Annotated in this window: 24 protein-coding genes and 1 pseudogene; 17 read left to right on the top strand and 8 right to left on the bottom strand. The window is 72.1% G+C overall.

Annotated features, from left to right (window positions below; translation table 11 throughout):
- Positions 1-116 precede the first annotated feature (116 nt).
- The 13 genes from OG974_RS02055 (at position 117) to OG974_RS01995 (ending at position 12,181) form a co-directional block, all read left to right on the top strand.
- Positions 117-1,382, top strand: a complete 1,266-nt coding sequence (locus OG974_RS02055) for a GAF domain-containing protein (RefSeq protein WP_327285835.1) — start codon at positions 117-119, stop codon at positions 1,380-1,382.
- A gap of 5 nt (positions 1,383-1,387) precedes the next feature.
- Entirely contained in the window at positions 1,388-1,951 is a 564-nt protein-coding gene (locus tag OG974_RS02050; protein ID WP_327279250.1) for a GNAT family N-acetyltransferase, read from the top strand.
- Between the two features lie 651 nt (positions 1,952-2,602).
- On the top strand, positions 2,603-2,686 hold the full coding sequence (locus OG974_RS02045; protein ID WP_351782709.1) for a putative leader peptide: 84 nt from the start codon (positions 2,603-2,605) through the stop codon (positions 2,684-2,686).
- A gap of 216 nt (positions 2,687-2,902) precedes the next feature.
- A complete protein-coding gene (locus OG974_RS02040; RefSeq protein ID WP_327279249.1) occupies positions 2,903-4,594 on the top strand; it encodes a nitrite/sulfite reductase in 1,692 nt (563 codons plus the stop codon).
- Entirely contained in the window at positions 4,591-4,770 is a 180-nt protein-coding gene (locus tag OG974_RS02035; RefSeq protein WP_327279248.1) for a hypothetical protein, read from the top strand. The genes OG974_RS02040 and OG974_RS02035 overlap by 4 nt, the downstream gene beginning before the upstream one ends.
- Complete coding sequence (locus OG974_RS02030) at positions 4,767-5,474, top strand: phosphoadenylyl-sulfate reductase (RefSeq protein ID WP_329314950.1); 708 nt, start codon at positions 4,767-4,769, stop codon at positions 5,472-5,474. The genes OG974_RS02035 and OG974_RS02030 overlap by 4 nt, the downstream gene beginning before the upstream one ends.
- A gap of 50 nt (positions 5,475-5,524) precedes the next feature.
- Positions 5,525-6,070, top strand: coding sequence for an adenylyl-sulfate kinase (gene cysC, locus OG974_RS02025; protein WP_327279246.1), 546 nt, complete (start codon positions 5,525-5,527; stop codon positions 6,068-6,070).
- Entirely contained in the window at positions 6,067-7,005 is a 939-nt protein-coding gene (cysD, locus tag OG974_RS02020) for a sulfate adenylyltransferase subunit CysD (RefSeq protein ID WP_327279245.1), read from the top strand. The genes cysC and cysD overlap by 4 nt, the downstream gene beginning before the upstream one ends.
- Before the next feature lie 2 nt (positions 7,006-7,007).
- Complete coding sequence (locus OG974_RS02015; RefSeq protein ID WP_327279244.1) at positions 7,008-8,360, top strand: GTP-binding protein; 1,353 nt, start codon at positions 7,008-7,010, stop codon at positions 8,358-8,360.
- A 210-nt stretch (positions 8,361-8,570) separates the two neighbouring features.
- Positions 8,571-9,698, top strand: a complete 1,128-nt coding sequence (locus tag OG974_RS02010) for an aliphatic sulfonate ABC transporter substrate-binding protein (protein ID WP_328764157.1) — start codon at positions 8,571-8,573, stop codon at positions 9,696-9,698.
- 35 nt (positions 9,699-9,733) lie between these two features.
- Positions 9,734-10,525 (top strand): ABC transporter ATP-binding protein, encoded by a 792-nt coding sequence (locus OG974_RS02005; RefSeq protein WP_327279242.1) that lies wholly within the window; start codon positions 9,734-9,736, stop codon positions 10,523-10,525.
- Positions 10,512-11,408 (top strand): ABC transporter permease subunit, encoded by an 897-nt coding sequence (locus OG974_RS02000; RefSeq protein ID WP_329314946.1) that lies wholly within the window; start codon positions 10,512-10,514, stop codon positions 11,406-11,408. Before OG974_RS02005 ends, OG974_RS02000 begins: the two co-directional genes overlap by 14 nt.
- 5 nt (positions 11,409-11,413) lie before the next feature.
- On the top strand, positions 11,414-12,181 hold the full coding sequence (locus tag OG974_RS01995; RefSeq protein WP_371645188.1) for a sirohydrochlorin chelatase: 768 nt from the start codon (positions 11,414-11,416) through the stop codon (positions 12,179-12,181).
- An 85-nt stretch (positions 12,182-12,266) separates the two neighbouring features.
- Here OG974_RS01995 and OG974_RS01990 read toward each other — a convergent pair whose 3' ends face one another.
- Positions 12,267-13,268 (bottom strand): 2-dehydropantoate 2-reductase N-terminal domain-containing protein, encoded by a 1,002-nt coding sequence (locus OG974_RS01990; protein WP_327279239.1) that lies wholly within the window; start codon positions 13,266-13,268, stop codon positions 12,267-12,269.
- A gap of 192 nt (positions 13,269-13,460) precedes the next feature.
- Here OG974_RS01990 and OG974_RS01985 point away from each other — a divergent pair, with 192 nt between their 5' ends.
- The gene (locus tag OG974_RS01985; protein WP_327279238.1) at positions 13,461-15,365 is read left to right on the top strand and encodes a DNA/RNA non-specific endonuclease; all 1,905 of its coding nucleotides are present in this window, start codon (positions 13,461-13,463) and stop codon (positions 15,363-15,365) included.
- 154 nt (positions 15,366-15,519) lie between these two features.
- Here the strand turns inward: OG974_RS01985 and OG974_RS01980 are convergent, their stop codons facing one another.
- The 5 genes and pseudogenes from OG974_RS01980 to OG974_RS01960 all read right to left on the bottom strand — a co-directional run bounded on the left by OG974_RS01980 (position 15,520) and on the right by OG974_RS01960 (position 20,460).
- Entirely contained in the window at positions 15,520-16,071 is a 552-nt protein-coding gene (locus tag OG974_RS01980; protein ID WP_327279237.1) for a DUF1697 domain-containing protein, read from the bottom strand.
- Positions 16,068-17,350: pseudogene (mgt, locus tag OG974_RS01975) on the bottom strand (macrolide-inactivating glycosyltransferase). Before mgt ends, OG974_RS01980 begins: the two are co-directional and overlap by 4 nt.
- A gap of 31 nt (positions 17,351-17,381) precedes the next feature.
- Positions 17,382-18,680, bottom strand: coding sequence for a sugar ABC transporter substrate-binding protein (locus OG974_RS01970; protein WP_371645187.1), 1,299 nt, complete (start codon positions 18,678-18,680; stop codon positions 17,382-17,384).
- Positions 18,680-19,561, bottom strand: a complete 882-nt coding sequence (locus OG974_RS01965; protein ID WP_371645185.1) for a carbohydrate ABC transporter permease — start codon at positions 19,559-19,561, stop codon at positions 18,680-18,682. The genes OG974_RS01970 and OG974_RS01965 overlap by 1 nt, the downstream gene beginning before the upstream one ends.
- Complete coding sequence (locus tag OG974_RS01960; RefSeq protein WP_327279235.1) at positions 19,558-20,460, bottom strand: sugar ABC transporter permease; 903 nt, start codon at positions 20,458-20,460, stop codon at positions 19,558-19,560. The genes OG974_RS01965 and OG974_RS01960 overlap by 4 nt, the downstream gene beginning before the upstream one ends.
- Before the next feature lie 133 nt (positions 20,461-20,593).
- Here OG974_RS01960 and OG974_RS01955 point away from each other — a divergent pair, with 133 nt between their 5' ends.
- Positions 20,594-21,445, top strand: a complete 852-nt coding sequence (locus OG974_RS01955) for an aminoglycoside phosphotransferase family protein (protein ID WP_327279234.1) — start codon at positions 20,594-20,596, stop codon at positions 21,443-21,445.
- A 152-nt stretch (positions 21,446-21,597) separates the two neighbouring features.
- Positions 21,598-22,683: an IS1634 family transposase gene (locus OG974_RS01950; protein WP_328764153.1), complete on the top strand. Its 1,086-nt coding sequence runs from the start codon at positions 21,598-21,600 to the stop codon at positions 22,681-22,683.
- Positions 22,684-22,979: 296 nt separating this feature from the next.
- Here OG974_RS01950 and OG974_RS01945 read toward each other — a convergent pair whose 3' ends face one another.
- Positions 22,980-23,555: a helix-turn-helix domain-containing protein gene (locus OG974_RS01945; protein ID WP_327279232.1), complete on the bottom strand. Its 576-nt coding sequence runs from the start codon at positions 23,553-23,555 to the stop codon at positions 22,980-22,982.
- Positions 23,556-23,624: 69 nt separating this feature from the next.
- Here OG974_RS01945 and OG974_RS01940 point away from each other — a divergent pair, with 69 nt between their 5' ends.
- Positions 23,625-24,518 carry an NADP-dependent oxidoreductase gene (locus OG974_RS01940; RefSeq protein ID WP_327279231.1) on the top strand — a complete coding sequence of 298 codons (894 nt, stop codon included), beginning with the start codon at positions 23,625-23,627 and terminating at the stop codon, positions 24,516-24,518.
- Positions 24,519-24,713: 195 nt separating this feature from the next.
- On the opposite strand, the gene OG974_RS01935 is transcribed toward OG974_RS01940, so the two are convergent.
- Positions 24,714-25,439, bottom strand: a complete 726-nt coding sequence (locus OG974_RS01935; RefSeq protein WP_327285832.1) for a 3'-5' exonuclease — start codon at positions 25,437-25,439, stop codon at positions 24,714-24,716.
- Positions 25,440-25,448 lie beyond the last annotated feature (9 nt).

The raw sequence follows: 25,448 nt of genomic DNA, 5'->3' as shown, positions 1-25,448 counted from the left end.
CGGGGAAGGCACGTGCGGTCGGCGCGGGCGGTTCCCTCGTACGTCCTGTTCCACACGGGGAGGTTCCGGTGGCCCACACCGCAGGCAGCACGGTCGATGTGGCACGCATCTCGGCCATGGACGCGCGGGAGGCCGCGCGTCTGCTCAAGGGGGTGCGGGCGGCCGCGCTGGCCGGGGACCGGCCGCCGGCGGAGCCCCGGCCGGAGATCGCCGAGTCCTGGCGCCGGATGCTGGCCCGCGGGGTGCACCCGGACCGGGACGCGCGCTCGCGGATGCTGTCGGCGGCCGAGACGGAGGAGCGGCGGCAGGTGTCGCCGCTGCGGGAGGTCCTGCCGGTACTGCGCGAGGGGCTGCTGCCGGCGTTGGACGCGACACTGCACATCATGGTCGTCGCCGACGCGGAGGGGCGGCTGCTGTGGCGGGAGGGGGCGTCGTCGATCCTGCGCAAGGCGGACCGGCTGGGGTTCTCGGTGGGCGCCGACTGGGCCGAGGCGGTGGTCGGCACGAACGGGGTGGGCACCGCTCTGGTGGCCCGCCAGCCCGTGCAGGTGTTCTCGGCGGAGCACTTCGTCTCCAGCCACCACGAGTGGACCTGCGCGGGGGCGCCGGTGCGCGACCCCCGGGACGGGCAGCTGCTGGGCGTGGTGGACGTCAGCGGGCCACTGGCCACCATGCACCCGGCCACCCTGGCGTGGGTGAGCGCCGTGGCCCGGCTCGCGGAGCGGGAGCTGCGGGTGCGGCACCTGGAGTCGCTGGAGCGGCTGCGGGCGGTCGCTGCGCCGCTGCTGGCCAGGCTGCCGGGGCAGGCCCTGGCGGTGGACCCGCACGGCTGGACGGCGGCGGTGACGGGCCTGGCGCCGACGGACCGGGTCCCGCTGCCGAAGGGGTTCGGGCCCGGCCGGGTGTGGGTGCCGCAGCTCGGGGACTGCGTGGTGGAGCCGCTGCCGGGCGGCTGGCTGCTGCGCGTCGCGCAGGCACCGGGGACGGCGACGGCGGCGAGCCGGGTCGTCCTGGACCTGAGCCGTCCGCGCACGTGGTCGGCGACGGTGTACGGGGCCGCAGGGAGCTGGTCCCGGGAACTGAGCCCGCGCCACGCGGAGCTCCTCTTCCTGCTGGCGGAGGGCCCGCGCGGGCGGTCGGCCGCGGAGCTCGCGGCGGAGCTGTTCGGGGACCCGACGCGGACGGTGACGGTCCGGGCGGAGCTGTCCCGGGTCCGGCGGCACCTGGGCGGGGTCCTCACGCACCGCCCGTACCGCTTCGCGGACGACGTCGAGGTGGAACTGATCCGCCCGCAGGACCCGGCGGCGCTGCTGCCCCACTCCACGGCGCCGGCTGTGATCAAGGCCCGCCTGGGCCGCTCGGGGTCGGCCGTGATTCCCTGACCTGCATGAGCACCATCACCCTCACCACCTGGTCCCTGGAAATGACCTCGCCGCAGGACCTGGTCCGGGCCGCCGTCCCAGGGCCTGAGATCCATGTCCAGCGGGCGGAGCTCCCCTCGCCGGAGTTCAGCCGCTTCCTCTACGCCTCGGTGGGCGGTGACATCCACTGGACGGACCGGCTGTCGCTGACCCGTGCGCAGTGGGTGGAGCAGCTGAACCGTCCCGGCGTGGAGACGTGGGTGGCGTACGACCGCGGCACGCCGGCGGGGTACGTGGAGCTGGACCCGCAGGACGACGGCGTGGTGGAGATCATGTACTTCGGACTGCTCCCGGACTTCCGGGGGCGCCGCATCGGGGGCCACCTGCTGACGCTGGGCGTCGAAGCGGCGTGGTCCCTGGCCGACCGCTGGCCGGGACGCGAGGAGACGGCGCGGGTGTGGCTGCACACGTGCAGCCAGGACGGCCCGACGGCGATGGACAACTACCTGCGCCGCGGCTTCAAGGTGTTCAAGACGGAGACGGAGGAGAAGGCCGCCACCCTGACGCCGGGCCCCTGGCCGGGGGCGTAGCCGGTACGGCATCCGGGGCGCGGGGACGCGGGGGCCGGGCCCGTCACGCTCCCCGCGGCGTGCCTGCGGGCCCCGCGCGCCGCTCGGCGTCCCGCCCGACCCCCGGCGGGTGGCTGTCCGAAGGACCGGGGACCGGATGCGGCGCCGGCGGTGTTCGCGAGAGTGCGGCGGGGCCGCGGGAAGGCGGACGGGCCGGCCGGCCGCGTTTGTGACGCCGATGTCGACCGGCGCAGGGGACGGGGCGGGCGGTCGCGCACGGGGCCGCACCACGGCGGCCCCCGAATGCAGCGCCGGGGGATCGTCACGTCGGACATCACGGGGCCGATGCGCAGCGCACCGCCCTGGCGGCCGGTTCCCGGGCCACCACGTCGGCGGGCCGTGCGCCGGCGAGGCCCCGACGGGAGGGCCCCGGGGCGGCCGGGATCACCGCCACGCCGACACCGCTGCGACCCCGCGGTCCCCGGGACCCCTCCGCCCTCGGCCCCGGCGCCGCCCCGCGGGGTGGCGGGTAGCGTGGGCGCGGAGCGGCGGCCGGATCCCGCGCTCCCCCGCTGCGTGACCGGCGTCACGTCATCTCGCATTTCGGGACTACATCGTCCGCATTATGGACAGTAGTGGACTCCTCCAATCGGCACATGACACGCTTCCGCCATGAATGGAGCTGGAATTGCCTTGGTGAGTCGGCGGCACGTCGACCTCGGCCGCATGTCCAGCGCCATCTGTTCGGCGCGCTGACGGAACCAGCCACCGCCGGACAGCGCCCCGCACAGCGTCGTCGCGGAGGCGACCAGCCCGCAGTCCCCCGAAGGCAGAACACCGCCCTGACCACCGGCACAACCGGAATCGGGCGGCGGTCGGCCGCACCTGCTTCAGCAGCAGGGCCGATGCCAGGGGCACTCGCCGCCCCTCCCCCTGCCCTTGCACCGAGCCGCCGAAGAAGGACGTACCGCCATGGCCGCCACCCCCGAAACGCCCGCCGCCGCGCGCCGAAAGACCGGCCGCCACCGCGGTGAGGGTCAGTGGGCCGTTGGACACCACACCCCCCTCAACGGCAACGAGCAGTTCAAGAAGGACGACGACGGTCTCAATGTGCGGACACGCATTGAGACGATCTACTCCAAGACGGGCTTCGACTCGATCGACCCCAACGACCTGCGCGGACGCATGCGCTGGTGGGGTCTGTACACCCAGCGCAAGCCCGGGATCGACGGCGGCAAGACCGCGATCCTGGAGCCGGAGGAGCTGGACGACAAGTACTTCATGCTGCGCGTGCGCATCGACGGCGGCCGGCTGACCACCGAGCAGCTCCGCGTCATCGGCGAGATCTCGCAGGAGTTCGCGCGCGGGACCGCCGACCTCACCGACCGCCAGAACGTGCAGTACCACTGGATCCGGATCGAGGACGTCCCGGAGATCTGGCGCCGCCTGGAGGCCGTCGGCCTGTCGACCACCGAGGCCTGCGGTGACACGCCCCGCGTCATCCTCGGCTCGCCCGTCGCCGGCATCGCCCAGGACGAGATCATCGACGGCACGCCCGCCATCGACGAGATCTACCGCCGCATCGTGGGCAACCCGGACTTCTCCAACCTGCCCCGCAAGTTCAAGTCCGCGGTCTCCGGCTCGCCACTGCTCGACGTGGCGCACGAGATCAACGACGTGGCGTTCGTCGGCGTGCAGCACCCCGAGCACGGCCCCGGCTTCGACGTCTGGGTCGGCGGCGGCCTCTCCACCAACCCCAAGCTGGGCGTCCGCCTGGGCACCTGGGTCTCGCTCGACGAGGTCCCGGACGTCTACGAGGGCGTCATCTCGATCTTCCGCGACTACGGCTACCGGCGCCTGCGCACCCGCGCCCGGCTGAAGTTCCTCGTCGCCGACTGGGGCCCGGCCAAGTTCCGCCAGGTCCTGGAGGACGAGTACCTGAAGCGCAAGCTGACCGACGGCCCCGCGCCCGAGCAGCCCAGCGGCCAGTGGCGCGACCACGTCGGCGTGCACCCCCAGCAGGACGGCAGGTTCTACGTGGGCTTCGCGCCCCGCGTCGGCCGCGTCGACGGTGCCACCCTGACCAAGATCGCGGACGTCGCCGAGCAGCACGGCTCCGGCCGCCTGCGCACCACCGCCGAACAGAAGATGATCGTCCTCGACGTCGAGGCGGACCGCGTCGACTCCGTCGTCGCCGCGCTGGAGGCACTGGACCTGCGGGTCGAGCCGTCGCCGTTCCGCCGCGGGACGATGGCCTGCACCGGCATCGAGTTCTGCAAGCTGGCCATCGTCGAGACGAAGGCGCGCGGCGCCTCGCTGATCGACGAGCTGGAGCGCCGCCTGCCGGAGTTCGCCGAGCCGCTGACCATCAACATCAACGGCTGCCCGAACGCCTGCGCCCGTATCCAGGTGGCGGACATCGGTCTCAAGGGCCAGCTGGTCCTGGACGACGACGGCAACCAGGTGGAGGGCTACCAGGTCCACCTGGGCGGCGCACTCGGCCTGGAGGCCGGCTTCGGCCGCAAGGTCCGCGGCCTCAAGGTCACCGCGGCCGGTCTGCCCGACTACGTCGAGCGGGTCGTCACGCGCTTCCAGGAGCAGCGCGGGGACGGCGAGCGCTTCGCCGCGTGGGTGACCCGTGCGAAGGACGAGGACCTCTCGTGAGCGAGCGCGCGGCCCCGTTCCACTGCCCGTACTGCGGTGACGAGGACCTGTTTCCGAACGAGACGGGTCACGGCGCCTGGGAATGCAGGGCCTGCAACCGAGCCTTCCAGCTGAAGTACCTCGGGCTGCTGGCCCGGGGCGTTCAGTCCGATACCGCTGGAGGGGACCAGATATGACGACGAGTCAGGCAGTGGAGACGCGCGACCTCAAGGCGCTGGCCGAGCAGGCGGGCCGGGACCTGGAGGACGCGTCCCCGCTGGAGATCCTCACGTGGGCGGCCGAGACCTTCGGCAAGAAGTTCGCCGTGACCTCGTCCATGGAGGACGCGGTGGTCGCCCACCTGGCCTCCCGCGCCTTCCCCGGCGTGGACGTGGTCTTCCTCGACACGGGCTACCACTTCGAGGAGACCATCGGCACCCGCGACGCGGTCGAGGCCGTGATGGACGTCAACGTCATCACGCTCACGCCGCGCCAGTCGGTGGCCGAGCAGGACGCGCAGTACGGCCCGAAGCTGCACGACCGCGACCCCGACCTGTGCTGCGCGCTGCGCAAGGTCAAGCCTCTGGAAGACGGTCTGACCGCGTACGAGGCGTGGGCGACGGGCCTGCGCCGCGACGAGTCCCCCACCCGGGCGAACACCCCCGTGGTCGGCTGGGACGAGAAGCGGCAGAAGGTCAAGGTCTCCCCGATCGCCCGCTGGACGCAGGACGACGTGGACGCGTACGTCGCGGAACACGGTGTCCTGACCAACCCGCTGCTGATGGACGGCTACGCCTCGGTCGGCTGCGCGCCCTGCACCCGCCGTGTCGCGCAGGGCGAGGACGCGCGGGCCGGCCGCTGGGCCGGACGGGCCAAGACCGAGTGCGGACTGCACGGCTGATGACCGATATCGAAGAACCGCTTCTCAAAGAACCGACGGAGACGAGAACGATGAGCGTGAGCGACCAGGGCGCCACCGTGTGGCTGACCGGGCTGCCGAGCGCGGGCAAGACCACCATCGCCCACGCGCTGGCCGAGCGGCTGCGCGCCGAGGGCCACCGCGTGGAGGTCCTCGACGGCGACGAGATCCGCGAGTTCCTCTCCGCCGGCCTGGGCTTCACCCGGGAGGACCGCCACACCAACGTGCAGCGGATCGGGTTCGTCGCCGAACTCCTCGCGAGCAACGGCGTCAAGGCGCTCGTGCCGGTGATCGCGCCGTTCGCGGACAGCCGCGAGGCCGTCCGCAAGCGGCACGCCGCCGAGGGCACCTCGTACCTGGAGGTCCACGTGGCCACCCCGGTCGAGGTCTGCTCCGAGCGTGACGTGAAGGGCCTGTACGCCAAGCAGGCGGCGGGCGAGATCTCCGGTCTGACCGGCGTCGACGACCCGTACGAGGCTCCGGAGTCCCCGGACCTGCGCATCGAGTCGCACACGCAGACCGTGCAGGAGTCGGCCTCGGCCCTGCACGCGCTGCTCACCGAGAGGGGTCTGGCATGACGGCCACCGTCGCTCACCTGCACGAAGAGACCGACGCGCCCTACGCGCTGTCGCACCTCGACGCCCTCGAATCGGAGGCCGTGCACATCTTCCGCGAGGTGGCGGGCGAGTTCGAGAAGCCGGTGGTCCTGTTCTCCGGCGGCAAGGACTCCATCGTGATGCTGCACCTGGCGCTGAAGGCGTTCGCGCCGGCGCCGGTGCCGTTCACGCTGCTGCACGTCGACACCGGGCACAACTTCCCCGAGGTCCTCGACTACCGCGACCGGGCCGTGGCGAAGCACAACCTCCGCCTGCACGTGGCCTCCGTCCAGGAGTACATCGACGCCGGGAAGCTGCGCGAGCGCCCCGACGGCGTCCGCAACCCGCTGCAGACCGTCCCGCTCACGGAGGCGATCCAGAGCCTCAAGTTCGACGCCGTGTTCGGCGGTGGCCGCCGCGACGAGGAGAAGGCCCGGGCCAAGGAGCGCGTCTTCTCCCTGCGCGACGAGTTCTCCCAGTGGGACCCGCGCCGCCAGCGCCCCGAGCTGTGGCAGCTCTACAACGGCCGCCACGCGCCGGGCGAGCACGTGCGCGTGTTCCCGCTGTCCAACTGGACCGAGCTGGACGTGTGGCAGTACATCGCCCGCGAGGGCATCGAGCTGCCGGAGATCTACTTCGCCCACGAGCGCGAGGTGTTCCAACGCAACGGCATGTGGCTGACGGCCGGCGAGTGGGGCGGTCCCAAGGAGGGCGAGACCACCGAGACCCGCCTCATCCGCTACCGCACCGTCGGTGACATGTCCTGCACCGGTGCCGTCGACTCCGACGCCACCACGCTGGACGCCGTGATCACCGAGATCGCCGCCTCCCGGCTCACCGAGCGGGGTGCGACCCGCGCCGACGACAAGATGTCCGAGGCCGCGATGGAAGACCGCAAGCGCGAAGGGTACTTCTAGAAATGACCTCCACCACCGAGCAGGGCGCCCACCTGGCGGACCTCGCAGCGACCACGCTGCTGCGCTTCGCGACCGCCGGTTCCGTCGACGACGGCAAGTCCACGCTGGTCGGACGACTCCTGCACGACTCCAAGTCGGTCCTGACGGACCAGCTGGAAGCGGTCGAGCGGGTGTCGGCCGACCGCGGCCAGGACGCCCCCGACCTGGCGCTGCTCACCGACGGCCTGCGGGCCGAGCGGGAGCAGGGCATCACCATCGACGTCGCGTACCGCTACTTCGCCACCACCCGGCGCCGGTTCATCCTCGCCGACACCCCGGGGCACGTGCAGTACACCCGGAACATGGTCACCGGCGCCTCCACCGCCGACCTGGCCGTGGTCCTGGTCGACGCCCGCAACGGCGTGATCGAGCAGACCCGCCGGCACGCCGCCGTCGCGGCCCTGCTGCGGGTCCCGCACGTGGTCCTGGCCGTCAACAAGATGGACCTGGTGGGCTACGAGGAGTCGGTCTTCGCGTCGATCGCCGAGGAGTTCACCGCGTACGCCTCGGACCTGGGCGTCCCGGAGATCACCGCGATCCCGATCTCGGCGCTCGCCGGCGACAACGTGGTCGAGCCGTCCGCCCACATGGACTGGTACGGCGGCCCGACGGTGCTGGAGCACCTGGAGACCGTCCCGGTCAGCCACGACCTCACCGCCTGCCCGGCACGTTTCCCGGTGCAGTACGTGATCCGCCCGCAGACCGCCGAGCACCCCGACTACCGCGGCTACGCCGGACAGATCGCCTCCGGCGTGCTGCGCGTCGGCGAGGCCGTCACCGTCCTGCCCTCGGGCCGTACCTCGGTCATCGCCGGGATCGACGCGCTCGGCCAGTCGGTGGACATCGCCTGGGCCCCGCAGTCGGTGACGGTCCGTCTGGCGGACGACATCGACATCTCCCGCGGCGATCTGATCGCGCCGTCCGCGAGCGCCCCGGCCACCACGCAGGACGTCGTCGCCACCGTCTGCCACGTGGCCGACCAGCCGCTGGCCGTCGGCGCGCGGGTGCTGCTCAAGCACACCACGCGCACGGTCAAGGCGATCGTCAAGGAGATCCCCTCGCGGCTGACCCTGGACGACCTGTCCCAGCACCCGAACCCCGGGCAGCTGGTGGCCAACGACATCGGCCGCGTCGTCGTACGGACCGCGGAGCCGCTCGCGCTCGACGCGTACGCCGACTCGCGCCGCACCGGGTCCTTCCTGCTGATCGACCCGGCCGACGGAACGACCCTGGCGGCGGGCATGGCCGGCGAGTCCTTCGCCTCGAAGGCCGCCGAACGGGCGGTCCAGGGCGATGACGAAGGGTGGGACTTCTAACCATGTCCTGCGACATCTACTCCACCTTCGCCAAGGAAGGCGGCCGCGTAGGCAGCGGCCGCCTCGGCAGCGGCCAGGGAGGGGTGGCGCGATGTGCGCGATGACGTACGCGCACCGCATGCGCGCCCTCACCCCCCACGAGCCGTACCCGACCCTGCTCCACAGACGAAGACCTGCGTCATGAGATGACGCTGTGAGAGGAAACCCTCCGTGCCTGCCACCGGTATCACCAGCAAGTCCCTGCACCGCGGTATCGCCGCCGCTGCCGCCCTGCCGCTCCTGATCGGCGCGCTCGCCTCGTGCGGCTACGGCTCGCAGGCCGAGAAGGACGACGCGAACACGTCGGCCGCCCCCGCCGCCGGCGCGAAGAAGCTCTCCGCCCCCGAGGTCCGCATCGGGTACTTCCCGAACCTGACGCACGCCACCGCGCTGGTCGGCATCCAGGAGGGCCTGATCGCCAAGGAGCTCGGCGGCACCGCGATCAAGCCGCAGACCTTCAACGCCGGCCCGTCCGAGATCGAAGCCCTCAACGGCGGCTCTCTCGACATCGGGTTCGTCGGCCCCTCGCCGTCGATCAACGGCTACGTGAAGTCCAAGAGCAGCAACCTGCGGATCATCTCGGGCTCCGCCTCCGGCGGCGTGAAGCTCGTCGTGAACCCGGACAAGATCAAGACCCTGGACGACCTCAAGGGCAAGAAGATCGCCACCCCGCAGAAGGGGAACACGCAGGACGTCGCGTTCCTCAACTGGATCTCCGAGAAGGGCTGGAAGGTCGACCCGGAGTCCGGCAAGGGTGACGTCTCCGTCGTCCGCACGGACAACAAGGTGACCCCGGACGCCTTCAAGCAGGGCTCGATCGACGGAGCCTGGGTTCCCGAGCCGACCGCGTCCAAGCTCGTCTCCGACGGCGCCTCGATCCTCCTCGACGAGACCGACCTGTGGCCCGACAAGAAGTTCGTGATCACGAACGTCATCGTGTCGCAGAAGTTCCTCAAGGAGCACCCGGACGTCGTCGAGGCCGTGCTGCGCGGCACGGTGAAGACGAACGAGTGGATCAACGCCAACCCGGACAAGGCGAAGGCCTCCGCCAACGCGGCGCTCAAGACGCTCGGCGGCAAGGAGCTGGAGCCCGCGGTCATCGACCCGGCCTGGAAGAGCATCCTCGTCACCGACGACCCGCTGGCCACCACGTTGAAGACCGAGTCCGACTGGGCGGTCAAGGCCAAGCTCATCGAGCAGCCCGACCTCGCCGGCATCTACGACCTGTCGCTCCTGAACAAGGTCCTCAAGGCGGCCGGCAAGCCCGAGGTCTCCGACGCCGGTCTCGGCGCCAAGTAACCCCCCGCACGCACGAACCCCAGGAGGTGACGACCATGGCCACCACACTCGCCAAGGCTGCCGAGGGCACGGTAGCGGAGCAGACGCACGCCGCCCGCATCGAGCACGTCTCGAAGTCCTTCTCCGGTCCGGCCGGATCGCAGCTCGTCCTGGACGACATCAGCCTCGATGTCGCGCCCGGCGAGTTCGTCACCATCCTGGGGGCCTCGGGGTGCGGCAAGTCCACCCTGCTGAACCTGGTCGCCGGACTCGACGAGCCCACCGCCGGCTCGATCGAGACCGCCGGCCGGCCCGCCCTGATGTTCCAGGAGCACGCCCTCTTCCCGTGGCTCACCGCGGGCAAGAACATCGAACTCGCCCTGCGCCTGCGCGGGGTGGCCAAGGCCGACCGCAAGCCCGAGGCCGAACGCCTGCTGGAGCTGGTCCGCCTCGGCGGCGCCTACGGCAAGCGCGTCCACGAGCTGTCCGGCGGCATGCGCCAGCGCGTCGCCCTGGCCCGGGCGCTGGCCCAGGACAGCCGGCTCCTGCTGATGGACGAGCCGTTCGCGGCGCTGGACGCCATCACGCGTGACGTCCTCCACGGCGAGCTCACCCGCATCTGGGCCGAGACGGACGTCTCCGTGCTCTTCGTCACGCACAACGTGCGCGAGGCCGTGCGCCTCGCCCAGCGCGTGGTCCTCCTCTCCTCCCGGCCCGGCCGGGTCGCGAAGGAATGGACCGTGGACATCCCGCAGCCGCGCCGCATCGAGGACGCGGACGTCGCGGAGCTGTCCGTCGAGATCACTGAACACCTGCGTGGGGAGATCCGCCGCCATGGCCAGCACTGACACCACCCTGAAGGCCAAGGACAAGAGCGACGACCTGGCGGGCCTGGAGGCCGGCCTGGACGCCCTCGACGCGGTCCAGACCCACCGCACCCCGGCCCGCGAGGTCTTCGTCAAGAAGGTCCTCCCGCCGTTCATCGCCGTGGGCCTGGTGCTCCTGGTGTGGCAGGTCCTCGTCGCGGCGAAGGTCACCGACCCGACGAAGCTCCCGCCGCTGTCCGCGGTCTGGGACAGCCTGTCCGAGATGTGGCTCAAGGGCACCCTGCTGGAGGTCATCTGGACCAGCGTCTCCCGCGGTCTGCTCGGCTTCCTGCTCGCCCTGGCCATCGGCACGCCGCTCGGACTGGTCGTCGCCCGCGTCAAGTTCGTCCGCGCCGCGATCGGGCCCATCCTCCAGGGCCTGCAGTCCCTGCCCTCGGTCGCCTGGGTGCCTCCGGCCGTGCTCTGGTTCGGCCTCAACGACGCCATGATGTACACGGTGATCCTGCTCGGCGCGGTCCCGTCCATCGCCAACGGCCTCGTCTCCGGCATCGACCAGGTGCCGCCGCTGTTCCTGCGGGCGGGCCGCACGCTGGGTGCCACCGGCCTGCGCGGGGCCCGGCACGTGGTCATGCCGGCCGCCCTGCCGGGCTACCTCGCCGGGCTGAAGCAGGGCTGGGCCTTCTCCTGGCGCTCGCTCATGGCCGCCGAGATCATCGCCAGCTCCCCCGACCTGGGCCTGGGCCTGGGCCAGTTGCTGGAGAACGGCCGCAACAACATCGACCTGCCGGGCGTGTTCCTCGCGATCATCCTGATCCTCGTGGTCGGCATCGCCATCGACCTGCTGATCTTCAGCCCGGTCGAGCGGTGGGTGCTGCGCAGCCGCGGCCTGCTGGTCAAGAGCTGAGTCCCGTGTTCCGCGCCCCCGCCCCCGCCCCCGCCCTCCTCGTCATCGCCCACGGCAGCCGCGACCCGCGGCACGCGGCGACCGTGCACGCCCTCACCCGGCGGGTGCGGGCGCTGCGGCCGGGGCTGCGGGTGGAGACGGCCTTCCTGGACTTCGACACCCCGACGGTGGCGCAGGTGACGTCCGACCTGTACCGGTCCGGCGTTCGGGAGGTCGTGGCCCTCCCGCTGCTCCTGACGCGGGCGTTCCACGCGAAGTCCGACGTACCCGCGGTGCTGGCCGAAGCCACGTCCCGGCTGCCGGACCTCTCGGTCCGGATCGCGGACGTCCTGGGCCCGTCCCCGCTGCTGGTCGGCGCCCTGGAGCGCCGCCTCGCGGAAGCGGGCCTCACCCCGGCGGACCGCGCCACCACCGGCGTGGTGCTCGCGTCCGCCGGTTCCTCTGACCCGGAGGCGATCGCAGTGATCGCTGAAATCGCGCGGGAGTGGCGGCACACCGGTTGGTGCGCCGTGCGACCTGCGTTCGCCTCCGCTTCGCTGCCCCGTACGGAGGACGCCGTACGGGCCCTGCGCGCGCAGGGGGTGCGCCGGGTGGCGGTGGCCCCGTACGTCATCGCCCCCGGGCGCCTCCCCGACCGCATCGTGGCGGGCGCGGAAACCGCCGGGGCGGACCTCGTGTCCGCCGTCCTCGGCGCGGCGCCGGAACTGGCCCGCCTCCTCCTCCACCGCTACGACACGGCCCCCCTCGGCGTGCCCCTGCTCGCCGCAGCCTGATCCCTGCTCCACCGCCGCCCGCAGCCACGGGCCCGTCGGCCGGTGCACGGGGTCCGCGGCCCGGAGCACCGGCTCTCCGGGTCGCTCAGGTCCGGGCCGCCGCTTCGTCGGCCAGGGCCGTCAGGTCGTCGATCGACATCGCCCCCGGTGGCAGGCCCTCCCGGGCGAAGATGTTCGCCGCGTGGCGCAGCGTGTCGTTCACCGGGGTCGGCACTCCGTGGAGGCGCCCCAGCAGCGAGATCTCCCCGTTGAGGTAGTCCGCCTCGATGGAGCCCGTGCCCCGCTGCAGGGACTGCCAGGAGGAACCGCCCCGCAGGACCGGAGGATGGTCGACCTTGCCGTCGCGGGCCGCCGCCTGTTCCGCGTCGGAGGCGTAGGCGATGCCCGCCGCCCCGAGTGCGGCTCGCCCCTCCTGCTGCGCGCGCACCAGCAGCGCCGCCTTCGCCGGGTGCGGTTCGGGGCCGGTCGTCGCCTGGATGGCGTTGCCCAGGTTCCCCAGCAGCTTCGCGTACTTCCACCGCATGACGTCCTCGACGACCGGCGCCGCGAAGCCGGACTTCTCCAGGTCGGCCGCGATCCGCCGGGCCCGTGCGTCCGCTCCCCCGGACGCCAGCCCGATGTGCAGGATGCCGGTCAGCGGCGCGCACAGCGCGGACACCGCCCCCGGCTCCAGGAAGGTGGCGGGCAGCCATACGCACACCCCGTACACGCGGGCGAAGCGGCGCAGGGCGAGCCGCTCGCTCTCCACGCCGTTCTGCGCGCACAGGACCGGCAGCCGCTGCGCCGCCGTTCCGCCGCCCGCCACTTCCGCGTCGCCCCACGCGTCGAGCGCGACGATCGCGTCCTGGGTCTTCACGGCCAGCAGCAGGACGTCGTCCGGTCGCAGTTCACCGAGTTCGGCCGGGCCGGTGACCACGGGGATCCGGTGTACCCGGGCGCCGTCCGCGGTCGTGAGCCGCAGCCCGTCCGCCGTGAGGGCCTCCGCGTGGGCGCCGCGCGCGACGAGGACGACCTCGGCGCCCGCCTCCGCCAGCCGTCCGCCGATGGTCGCGCCGATCGCCCCGGCGCCGATGATGATGTAACGCATGGCCAGGAGCCTGGCACACCCGGCGTCCTACGTGTCGGTCGGGGCACGGTGGAAACCGTGTCCCCACTCTGCGGGCGCCGATCCGACCGTCCTCGACGCGCCCGGTCGGCAGGGCGGCCGTAGGCTGGAAGTGCATGCACGGAGCGGGGAGCCCGAGTCACGTCCGCACTCCTTGCCCGAAGGGAGCCTTCGATGGCTGCCAAGAAGCGCACGTCCGCCAAGTCCGCCACCGCGCCCGGCACGCCCGCGGCCCCCGCGGCGAACGGCCAGGACGAGCTGATCACCTCGCTCAAGCATTTCATCCGTACCCGCGGGTCGAGCTACCTCAGCGACCCGAACGTGTCCTCGATCGGCATCGGCTACAAGGAGAAGAACGGCAAACGCAGCAAGGAACTGGCGTTGCAGTTCACGGTGGACAGCAAGGTCGGGCCCGAGGGCGTACGCGACGTGGGGAGCGTCGAGATACCTCCCGTCATCGACATAGGCGGCGGGGTGAAGGTGCCGACGGACGTCGTGCAGCGCAGCTACAAGCCGCACTTCCTGGTGGTGGCCGAGGCGGAGACGCCCGCGCGGCAGAAGCGCGTCGACCCGGTCCGTCCCGGGGTGAGCGTCGGCAACGTCAAGGTGGGCGCCGGCACCCTCGGCTGCATCGTCTTCGACAAGAACGACGGCACGACCTGCGTACTGAGCAACTGGCACGTCCTGAACGGTCGCAAGGGCGTCATCGGTGACGAGGTCGTACAGCCCGGGACCACCGACGACAGCCGGATCGCGCTGAACCGGCTCGGCACGCTGCGGCGCTCCCACCTCGGCCGGGTCGGCGACTGCGCCGTTTCGAGCATCACCGAACGCGACTTCGACACCTCCATCCTCGACCTCGGGGTCACCCCGGCGAAGCTGGGCGAGCCACAGATCGACGACAAGGTCGTCAAGAGCGGGCGGACCACCGGCATCACGCACGGGGTGGTGACGCGCCCCTTCGCCAAGGTGAGCATCAACTACGGGCTGCCCGTCGGAGTACGCGAGATCGAGTGCTTCGAGATAGGGCCCGACCCCGCGCATCCGGCGGCCGGCGACGAGATCAGCCTGCCCGGCGACTCCGGATCCGCCTGGATGTTCAAAGGGCGCACCGGCAAGGCGACGGACGTACTGGCCGGTCTGCACTTCGGCGGCGAGGAGGACGGGAACCCCGAGGACCGGGCCTTGGCCTGCTTCCCCCACGCCGTCTTCGAAGAGCTGAAGATCACCCTGGAGCAGCCTCCGTCCGATTCGCTGGAGGCGCTGACCGGTTACGACCCGGGCTTCCTCGCGGTACCCGTGGGGCCCCCGCTGCTCAACCCGTCGATCAAGGGCGACGCAGTGCTGCTGGACGGCTCACCGGTCATCCCGTACACGCACTTCTCGCTGGCGTTGAGCGGGCCGCGCCGGTTCGCGATCTGGGTCGCCTGGAACATCGACGGCGGCGCGCTCAAGAAGCTCGACCGGAAGGGGATCGACTTCACGAAGGACCCGCGCCTGCCCGCCGACACCCAGGTCAGCAACGAGCTGTACAAGGGCGGTGCGAGCAACCGGCTGGACCGTGGACACATCGCGCGCCGCGCCGACCTGACCTGGGGCACGCTGCCCGAGGCGGAGAAGGCGAACCGGGACTCGTTCTTCTACAGCAACATCACTCCGCAGATGGACGACTTCAACCAGAGCAAGCGGGGCGGCCTCTGGGGGCGGCTCGAAGACGCGGTGTTCGAGGACGTGGAGGTCGACGACCTCAAGGTGAGCGCGTTCGGCGGCCCGGTCTTCCAGGACGACGACCGGGTGTTCCGGGGCGTGCGGATACCACGGGAGTTCTGGAAGGTGCTCGTCTACACGGAACAGGAGACGCTCAAGGCCAAGGCGTTCCTGCTGACGCAGAACCTGGTCCTGGCCGAATCGCTCGAACTGGACGAGTTCCGGGTGTTCCAGGTCAAGCTGAGCGAGATACAAAAGCGTGCGCACCTCCGTTTCCCCGCCGTGGTGACGAAGGCGGACTCCCTGGTCGTACCGGAGTCCGTGGAAGAGCGGGCCCCGCTGGAGAGCCTGTCCGACATCGACTGGAGCTAGTTCCGGTGGCGCTCGCGCAGGCGGCCTGAGGGGACTGGCGGGTGTCGGGGCGCCCGGCGGGTCGACTTCAGCCGGCGAACCCCGGCACCACCGGACACGGCCCTGTGCCGCCGCTGACCTCGCCCGGACCCCGGGCGGCCGGGCGGCCGGCCTCCTACTCCTGCGTCAGCGCGACGAGTTTGACGACCGTGTTCCAGTTGCGGGTCGTCGCGTCGATGCCCTTGAACACGGCGGGCTTGTAGAGGGCCTCGGCCAGTTTGGAGCGGCCCAGGCCGTCCGGGGCGTAGAGGTAGACGACCCGGTCGCCGATCCGGTACTCCTCCGGAAGGTACGCGGGCCCGTCGATCGAGGCGAACCGCTCCTCGGTCGGCTGTTCGGAGAGGAAGGTCGCGTGCAGCTGCCGGCCTTCCAGTTCGTCGGCCGGGAAGGGGCAGGCCTCGGCGACGGCCCGCAGGTAGGTCCCGTCGACCACCAGGCAGGCCACCGCGAAGCCGAAGCGGGCCTCGATCGCCCGCTCCAACTCGCGGGCCAGGGCCGCCGGGTCCTGCTTCGGGGAGGCGAAGACGGCGTTGCCGCTCTGCAGGTAGGTCTGCACCTCGGTGTGGCCGAGGCCCGTCAGGACCTCGCGCAGTTCGGCCATCAGGACCTTCTTGGCCCCGCCGACGTTGATTCCGCGCAGCAGGGCCGCGTACTTCTTCGTAGTCATGCCCGAACGATAGGACGGCGCACCGACACTGCGGGCAGTTCGGCCTCGATGAGGTCGGCGGCCCGTCGCGTGCCGCCCTCCGCGGCCATCCGGAGGCGGACGGCCTCGGCGCGCGCGGCGACCTCGGGGTCCGTGACCAGCGCGAGGACGGCCGCCCGCAGGGTCCGGGCGTCGGTCTCCTCCATCGGGACGTGTCGGGCGACGCCGAGTCCCTGGAGCACGTCGGCGTTGGTGAACTGGTCGACGGCCTGTGGGACGGCGACCATCGGGGTGCCGGTGGCAAGGCCCTCCGCGCTGCCGCCGGCGCCCGCGTGGGTGATGAAGGCGTCGGCCTGGCGCAGGACGTCCAGTTGGGGGACCCAGCGGTGGACCTCCACGTTGGCGGGGACGGCGCCCAGTTCGGCCTCGTCGGTGAACTTGCCGATCTGGAGGACGACATGCCAGTCGGGCAGGTCCCCGAAGGCCTCGATGCAGGCCCGGTAGAAGGCGGGCTGCTTGGTGAAGGTGGAGCCGAGGGAGACCAGCAGCACCTTCTTGCCGTCGGCCGCCTGCGGGCGCTGCCAGCTGCCCTGGTCGGCGCTGCGGTCGCCCTGGCAGGCCCCGACGAAGGTGTGGACGGACGCGTCCACGCGGTCGGCGTTCGGCTGGAGGGCGCGCGGGATGAGCACGATGCTGCGGCGCGGGCGGCCGACGAACCGGTCGGAGTCCTCGTCGATGCCGTGCTCTGCGAGCCAGTCCCGGAAACGGGCGTAGTACGCCCGCCCGCGCTCGGAGGCGCGCAGCGCGGCCGTCATCGGTGCCGCGACCTCCTCCTCGTACCCGGTCCAGGCGACCAGGTTCGGGGAGAGCGACACGGCGGGGACGCCCCAGCGGCGGGCGAGGACGGGCGCGGGGTAGGAGGTGATGTCGTGGATGACGAGGTCGGGCTCGTCGCCCTCGAAGGCGGCCGCGAGCTGCGGCAGTGCCTGGACGGCGTCGTTGAGGAACGGTTCGATGGTGTCGATGAGCTCGGTGCCCCAGGCCTCGGGCTCGTCGTCGGTGGGCAGGATGGAGTGCCAGATCACCGGTGTGGCACCGGTCTCCGCGATCTTCCGGGCGAAGGAGGCGGGGACCGCGTAGCTGACGCGGTGGCCGCGGGCCACGAGTTCCCGGATCACTTCGATGCTCGGGTTCACGTGCCCGTGGGCGGCGATGGAGAACATGGCGATGTGGGCGGGCTTGGCTGAGGTCATGCACCGAGCCTAACGAGACGATACGTCTCGTGCAATGAAGTTTCGATCGACCTCCCGCCACCCGTCCGCCGGCCGTACTCAGCGCTGGTAGCGGGCCAGCACCCGGTTTCCGTCCACCACCAGGCGCTCCTCAAGCTCCGGCAGGCCGATCGCCCCGCTGTAGAACTCCTGCAGGGCCGGCGTCGCGACCTTGTCCTTCCACTCCGGGTAACCGCGCACCGACTGCGCCGGCGCCGGACGCAGCTGCTCGGCCAGCGCCGCGCCCGTGGCCCAGCCCAGTTCGGGAGTGCGCAGGGCCGGGTCGGCCAGGGCCTGCGAGCCCGTGGGCAGCATCCAGTCGCCGCGGGCGAGGCGGACCATGTTGGCCGGACTGAGCAGGAAGTCGACGAATGCTGCCGCCTCCTCCTTGTACGGGCTGTCCCGGGCGATCGACAGGGTCTGCGGGCTGACGCCCTGAGCGGGGCCCTGCGGCCCGGCCGGGAGCGGCAGCACCTCCCAGGCGAAGCCCGGCGGGGCCTGCCGGACGATCTGCTGACGGTACGAGAACCCCAGCGGCACCATCGCGTACCGGCCGCCGAAGAAACCGGGCAGGGTGTCCGCGCCGCCCATCCCGAGGGTGGTCGGGGCGGCGCTGTGGTCGTCGGCGAGCTGGGCCCGGATGGTGGAGGGGACGACAGCGTCGCCCTCGGTCCAACGGATCGCGACCTTCCCGTCGCCGTCGCGGTGGAAGAGCCGGCCGCCCGCGGACAGGCCGAGGTTGAGGGTGGCGGAGACGGGGTCCTTGAGCGGCCAGGCCACCCCGTACCGCCCGTCGCTGGTGAGCCGCTCGGCAGCCGTACGGAACTCCGCCCAGCTCCACGGGGCTTCGGGGGTCGGTATGCGCACCCCGGAGGCGCGCAGCAGCCCGCTGTCGGCCATCAGGACGCGGGGTTCTTGGAGGAAGGGCACCCCGTAGATCCCGGATCCGATGGTGGTGCTCTCCCAGCTGCGGGCGGGGATGTCGCCCTTGAGCCGGTCGGAGAGCAGCGGCCGCAGGTCGGCGAGGTAGCCGGAGTACGCGAAGTCGGCGAGGTCGTCGGAGGCGTCGTGGATGACGTCGGGAGCCTCGCCGCCGGCGAAGGAGGTCAGCAGCTGGTCGTGGACGCTGCTCCAGCTGCCCTGGACGTACTCGACCCGGATGCGGGGGTGCGTGGCGTTCCACTCGGCGACCAGGGACTTGTTGGCGTCGACGGACTCCTGCTGCCAGGCGAGGGACTGGAAGCGCAGGGTGATCCTCCCGAGGCGGTCCGGCCCGTCGCCGGGCTCGGAGCAGCCGCTGGCCAACCCGGCCAACAGGATCAGCGCCGCGAGGGCCGGGCGCAGGGCGGAACGCAGCATCAGCTCTTCACCGCCCCTGCGAGCATGCCGCCCGTGATGCGCTTCTGGATGACCGCGAAGACCACCAGCGACGGCAGGGTCGCGAGGAGGGCCGCGGCGGCGAGCGGGCCGAGGTCGGCGGCCCCTTCCGCGCCGAGGAAATGGGTCAGGACGACCGGCAGGGTCTGTTGCTCCGGGGTCTTGAGGAGGACGAGCGCGAAGAAGAACTCGTTCCACGCGGTGATGAAGGCGAAGAGCGCGGTGGCCACGATCCCCGGAGCGAGCAGGGGCGCGACGACGGAGACGAGGGTGCGCAGCCGGCCGGCGCCGTCCACGGCCGCCGCCTCCTCCAGTTCGGGCGGCACGGCCCGGACGTACCCGACGAGCATCCACAGCGCGAACGGCAGCGACCACACGACGTAGACGAGCACCAGGCCGGGCAGCGAGTTGATCAGGTGCAGCTGTTTGAGGACCAGGAACAGCGGGATGATCACCAGCACGAAAGGGAAGGCCTGGCCGACCACGACCCATGCGGTGACCGCGGCCGACAGCCTCCCCCGGCGCCGGGCCAGGACGAAGGCCGCCGGGGTGGCCAGGAGCACCGCGGCCACGGCGGCGCACACGGCGGCGAGGAGACTGTTGAACCCGGCGTGCAGCAGAGGCTGTTCGGCGAAGGCCTGGCGGAAGTTGCCGAGGGTCGGGTCCTTCGGGAGCCAGGTGGGGTGCAGGCTGCCGAGCTCACGCGGGGGCTTGAAGGCGGTGGAGACCAGCCAGAGGAAGGGCAGGGCGAGGAAGGCCAGGTAGCCGGCGAGCGCCAGGTACTGGCCGGCCCGGGCTGCCCGGCCCGCTCGTGCGGGGCTGCGCGTACGGGTGTTCCCCTGCGCGGCGTTCGCGGAGTTCACTGCGCTTCCCCTCCCGTGAGCCGGCCCGCGAGGTACACGGCGAGGAGGACGGAGACCACCGCGACCATCACGCAGCCCATCGCGGCGGCGTACCCGAACTGGCCGTAGCGGAAGGCCTCCTCGTACGCGAAGAGCATGGGCAGCCGGGTACGTCCGCCGGGCCCGCCGCCGGTCAGCACGTACACCAGGGCGAACGCGTTGAAGTTCCAGATGAAGGCGAGGGCGGAGACCGACAGGGCGACGGGCCGCAGCGCCGGCCAGGTCACGGTCAGGAAGCGGCGCCAGGATCCGGCCCCGTCGAGGGAGGCGGCCTCGTGCAGTTCGTGCGGGGTGTTCTGGAGGCCGGCGAGCAGGACGACGGTGGTCTGCGGCATGCCCGCCCAGATGCCGACGAGGACGACGGCGGGCAGGGCGGTGGCCAGGCCGGCCAGCCAGTCGGTGTCCCCGGCGAGGCCCAGCCCGGACAGGGTCTCGTTGAGGATCCCGGCGTCGGGGTGGTAGACGAGCCGCCACATGATGGCGACGACGACCTCGGGCATGGCCCAGGGGATGATCGCGAGCGCCCGGGCCAGGCCGCGCAGCCGCAGCTGCTGGTTGAGCAGGAGGGCGAGGCCCAGGGCGAGCAGGAACTGCGGCACGGTGACGCCGACGGCCCACAGCAGACCGATCCGGAAGGACTCGCGGAACAGCCGGTCGTGGAGCAGGTCCTGGAAGTTCAGCACGCCGGCCCATCGAGTCGCCGCGGTCCGGCCCGACTGGGAGTCGGTGAAGGCGAGGCCGATGCCGTAGAGGAGCGGGCCGACGCTGAGCAGCAGGATCGGGATCAGCGCGGGCAGGACCAGGAACCACGCCCCGTGATCGGCCCGGCGGTGCCGGGTGGCGGCCGACGTCGTGGCCACATGGCCCCCTTACGGGTGGATCATCCGCATCCGGCTCGGTCATCGTGCGCAGGGCCTGATGGCACGTCAAGGCGCTGCGCACCGGGATGCGAGACTTGGCGGATTCACGACGATCCGCATCCGGAGAGACGGCATGGACGAGGCGCAGGCCCGGAACGTACTGACGGAGGCGGGCTTCACACGGCCGGCCGCCCTGCTGGCGCTGGGCGAGAACGCGGTGTTCGCGGCCGGCGACCTGGTGGTGAAGGTAGGCCGGGAGGCGGCGCTGCTGGAGCGGGCCGAGCGGGAACTCGCGGTCGCGGGCTGGCTCGAACGGGCCGGGATCCCGGCGGCCCGTGCGGCCGAGCCGAAGCCGCGGCTGGTGGCGGGGCACCCGGTGACGGTGTGGCACCGTCTGGCGGATGCGGTCCGCCAGGCCGGTCCCGAGGACCTGGCGGGGCTGCTGCGGCAGATCCACGCCCTCCCGGCGGCGCCGTTCGCGCTGCCGGCGCGGGACCTGCTGGGCGGGGTCGAGCGTTGGCTCCGGCTGGCGGGCGAGGCGGTCGACCCGGCCGACGCGGCGTACCTGCGGGCCCGGCGCGACGCGTACGCCGGCGAGGTGGCCTCGCTCACCCCGCACCTGCCGCCGGGCCCGATCCACGGCGACGCGCTCCCCCGCAACGTCCACGTGGGTCCGGACGGGCCGGTCCTGGTGGACCTGGAGACCGTCTCGGCCGATCTGCGCGAGCACGACCTGGTGGTGATGGCCCTGGCCCGAGACCGGTACGGGCTGCCGGCACCGTCGTACGAGGCCTTCGTGGCGGAGTACGGCTGGGACGTGCGTGACTGGGAGGGCTGCACGGTGCTGCGCGGTGCGCGCGAGACGGCCAGCTGTGCCTGGGTCGCCCAGCACGCCCCGACCAACCCGAAGGCCCTGGCGGAATTCCGCCGCCGGGTCGCCTCCCTGCGCGACGGCGACCCGGAAATGCGGTGGCACGCCTTCTAGTCCCGTACTTCGCGGGTCGTTGATTCGTATGGTGTGACCGGTCCGGGAGTGTCCCGGACCGGTGGTGTGGCGTTGGTCCGGGTGTGTCGATGACTTCCCGGTCCCCGCGGCCACGGTCTCAGCGCCAGCGCTTTGAGTGCGTGGTGACATCCGTGGTGGAGAAGCGTCTGGGCGCTCTGCCTGTCGCTGCCGAGTTTCTGCGCCGGCTGGATGTTGCCGGGGTCGTCGATGAGGTGTGTCCGGGCGGCGCGAGCGCCCATCTGACCCACGGACAGGTCATCGAGGCACTGGTGGCCAACCGGCTGACCTCGCCCGCACCGCTGGTGCGGATCGGGGACTGGGCCCGCACCTGGGCGGTGGAGGAGGTCTTCGGCATCACACCGGACCTGCTCAACGACGACCGTCTAGCCGGCGCGCTGGACGCGATCGCCCCGAAGCTGGAGGTCATCGCGGGCACCGTCGGTGCCCGGGCCATCACTGAGTTCGGGATCGACGTCTCCCGGCTGCACTGGGACATGACCAGCATGTCCGTCCATGGCGCCTTCCCCGCCGATGACCAGGACGAGCGGTACCCGCTCATCGCCTGCAACGGGCATCCCAAAGACCGGCGCCTGGACCTGAAACAGGTCCAGGCCGGGCTCGCGGTGTCCGCCGACGGCGGTATCCCCGTGCACTCCCGGGTCTTCGACGGCGCCGCGGCCGAGGTCAGCCAGGTCGTCGGAGCGATGAAAGACCTCAAAGCGATGGCCGGCACCCACGAGTTCTTGATGGTCGCCGACTCCAAGCTGGTGTCCTACTCCAACATCACCGCCCTGCTTCAGGCCGGGGTGGAGTTCATCGCGCCCGTCCCGGCCGCGCAGATCAAGGACGAGTTCTACGCAGTCCTGGATCCTGAGGAGGCACAGCCCGTCGACTGGGTGCCCGCGCGGGACGAGAGGAAACCGGGGGCGGAACGGGAGACCTACCGGGTCCTGGAAGACGTTCATACGCTGACCGGCCGCCGCAAGAGCGATCCACTGCTGACCGTGCGCCGGATCCTGGTCCATTCCACCGCCGTCGCGGCCGGCCAGCAGGCGGCCCGACATCACACAAACCCGCTGGCCACAGACCTGAAACAGTCACCCGCGAAGTACGGGTCTAGTGAGGAGCTGTCCGGGCGATCACGTGTGGAGCCAGATGGCGAGGGCTGCCGCGAGCCGCTCGCCGCGGGGGAGCCCTCCCGCAGGCGGGCGCCCTGACTGCCGTGTCCTCCGGGATCGTGTACCAGGTGCGGTGGCTGCGCGGGTGGTCGTGGCACGGTCCGTTGCTGTGGCCTTGTCGGCTGCCGGGCTGCCGGGCGTCTTTCGGGGTCCGCGGGCTCGGGACGTGGAACGCGGGCCTTCTCCAGCACGAGCTCGAACTGGGTGAGTCCACCCGACGCCCGGGCCGGCGGTAGTCACATGATCGGGCGAACAGGTCCGGTGCGGGCCGCCCGGGGCAACCCGCACGTGTCGTGCGGCGCCGGCGCCGGCCGCAGCGCGCCGGCATCCCCGGCTCAGGGCGCGGTGGCTTCCCAGGCCGCCTCGATCATCCGGAAGACCTCGTCCACCGTGGCCCCGGGATCGTCCGCCCGGCAGGCCAGCGCGTAAGCGTCGATGGCGAACCGCGCGGTCGCCCGGCAGGCCGTCGCACTCCGGGACAGGTGGGGATCGGCGGCCAGCGCCACTGCCAGCGCCTGCGCGTGACGCAGGCTCATCGACTCCTCGTATTCCCGCAGGGCGGGCGATCCCTCGATCATGCGTCGGACGGGGGCACTGCCCTCCGCCGTGCAGTGCCGCACCAGGGACTGGACCTCGCGGTGCAGCGACGGGATGAGCGGCTCGTGCGGAGGTCGGTCGGACACCGCCCGCGTGAGGCGCTGCTCGAAGTCCTGATCGCGCTCGAACACCAGGGCCTCTTTTGAGGCGAAGTGGGCGAAGACGGTGGTGACGGCCACGTCGGCCTCGGCCGCCACGTCACGGATGCCCACGGAGTCGTACCCGCGCTCCAGGAAGAGGCGCAGCGCGGTGTCAGCGATCTTCTGACGGGTCGCGGCCTTCTTGCGTTCGCGGCGTCCGGACGGCTCGATCATGCCCTGACACTATCAGGTATGAATCCATATCCGTTGTGAAACCCTAACCGTTAGGGCTATCTTCGGCCCATGAGGAAAATCAGTTTCGCCGAGTTCGGCGGTCCCGAGGTCCTGCAACTGGTGGAAGCCGAGGAGCCCCACGCGGGCCCCGGTCGGATACGCATCGCCGTACGGGCGGCGGGTGTCAATCCCGTCGACTGGAGGATCCGGGAGGGCCAGGTCCTGGGAGCCCATCCGGTCGAGCTGCCCGCCGGGGTCGGACTGGACGCCGCCGGGGTGGTGGATGAGGTCGGCGAGGACGTCGAGGGGGTCGACGTCGGCGACCGCGTGTTCGGCGAAGGCGCCGACACGTACGCCGAATTCGCCGTGCTGTCGGCCTGGGCCCGGATGCCCGAGGGACTGGCTTTCGAGGAGGCGGCCGGTTACCCGTCGGTGGTGGAGACCGCGCTGCGCATCATCCGCGAGGTCGGCGTGCAGTCCGGCCAGACGCTGCTGGTCAGCGGCGCGTCCGGCGGCGTCGGGTCGGCGGTGCTGCAGATCGCCCGTGCGCGCGGCATCACGGTGATCGGCACGGCCGGGGCTGCGAACCAGGACTACCTGCGCGGCCTGGGCGCCCTCGCCACGACCTACAACGAGGGCTGGGTCGAACGGGTGCGGCACCTGGGCCGGGTCGACGCGGCCCTCGACCTGGCCGGCTCGGGCGTGATCCGCGAACTCGTCGAGCTGACCGGGGACCCGCGCAAGGTCATCTCCATCGCCGACCTCGGTGCGCCGCAGCTGGGCGTCCGGTTCTCCGGCGTGGCCGGGAGCGTGCCGGACGCGCTCGCCGAGGCCGTCGACCTCATCTCCCGGGGCAGGCTCCACATCCCGGTCGAGAAGTCGTACTCGCTCACCGAGGCAGCGGCTGCGCACACCGACAGTCGCGCCGGCCACACCCGGGGGCGCCGGGTCCTGGTCGTCTGAGCCGCGGCCCGCCCGGCTTCCCGCGCCGAACGGCCGGTCACCAGCGGGTGGTGAAGCGGCGTCGGACGAATCCGGGGCGGCTGCGCCTCGCCCACCAGGGCGACCGCGGCGCCCTCCGCCCAAGGTCATCCGCCCCGCCCGGACCCCTGTGGATACAGCGAGGAGTGGCCCGCGTAGGGGAGCCGGCCCTGCCGCTCAGGCCGTGGCCGGCAGCAGGCTCCGCAGCGGCCACGCCGGATCGATCACCGCGTCGGGGGTGCCCTGGCGGCGCAGGTACGACTGGAAGTCGCGGGCCCAGCGCTCGTGCCAGCCGCCCTGGCGGGCGTGCAGATCGGCCGGGGTGAGCGCCGCCACCTCCGGGTGGCGGGCGGCTATCGCGCGGGCCACGTGCACCGCGGCCAGTGCGTCCGCTCCCGCGTCGTGCGCGGTGTCCAGGGTGACCCCGTACACCCCGCACACCGCCTCCAGGGTCCGCTTGCCGCGCCGGTAGCGGTCCACGGCCCGGTCGATCGTCAGCGGGTCCACCACCGGCCCGGTCTGCGCCCCGCCCAGCCGGTCGGCCAGCGACGGCAGGCCGTGCCGGGCCAGCTCGGCCGTCAACAGGGTCAGGTCGAAGGCCGCGTTGTATGCGACGACCACCGCTCCGCGGCGCCAGTGCTCTACCAGTGCCCCCGCGACCTCGTCCGCGACCTCGCGCACCGGGCGGCCCTCCGCCACGGCCCGCTCCGTGCTGATCCCGTGGATCGCCGAGGCGCCCTCCGGGATCGGTATCCCCGGATCGGCGAGCCAGCCGCGCCGCTCGCGCACCTCGCCCGCACGCACCTCGACCACTGCCGCCGTCACGATCCGCGACTCGCCCGGTTCCGTGCCGGTCGTCTCCAGGTCGAACCCGATCAGCACGCCGCCGTGCCAGTCCCCCATGTCGCGCCA

The sequence above is a fragment of the Streptomyces sp. NBC_00597 genome (assembly GCF_041431095.1).
GTDB lineage: Bacteria > Actinomycetota > Actinomycetes > Streptomycetales > Streptomycetaceae > Streptomyces.
The sequence above is the reverse complement of the archived record's forward strand: the minus strand, read 5'-3'. Positions and strand labels throughout refer to the sequence as shown.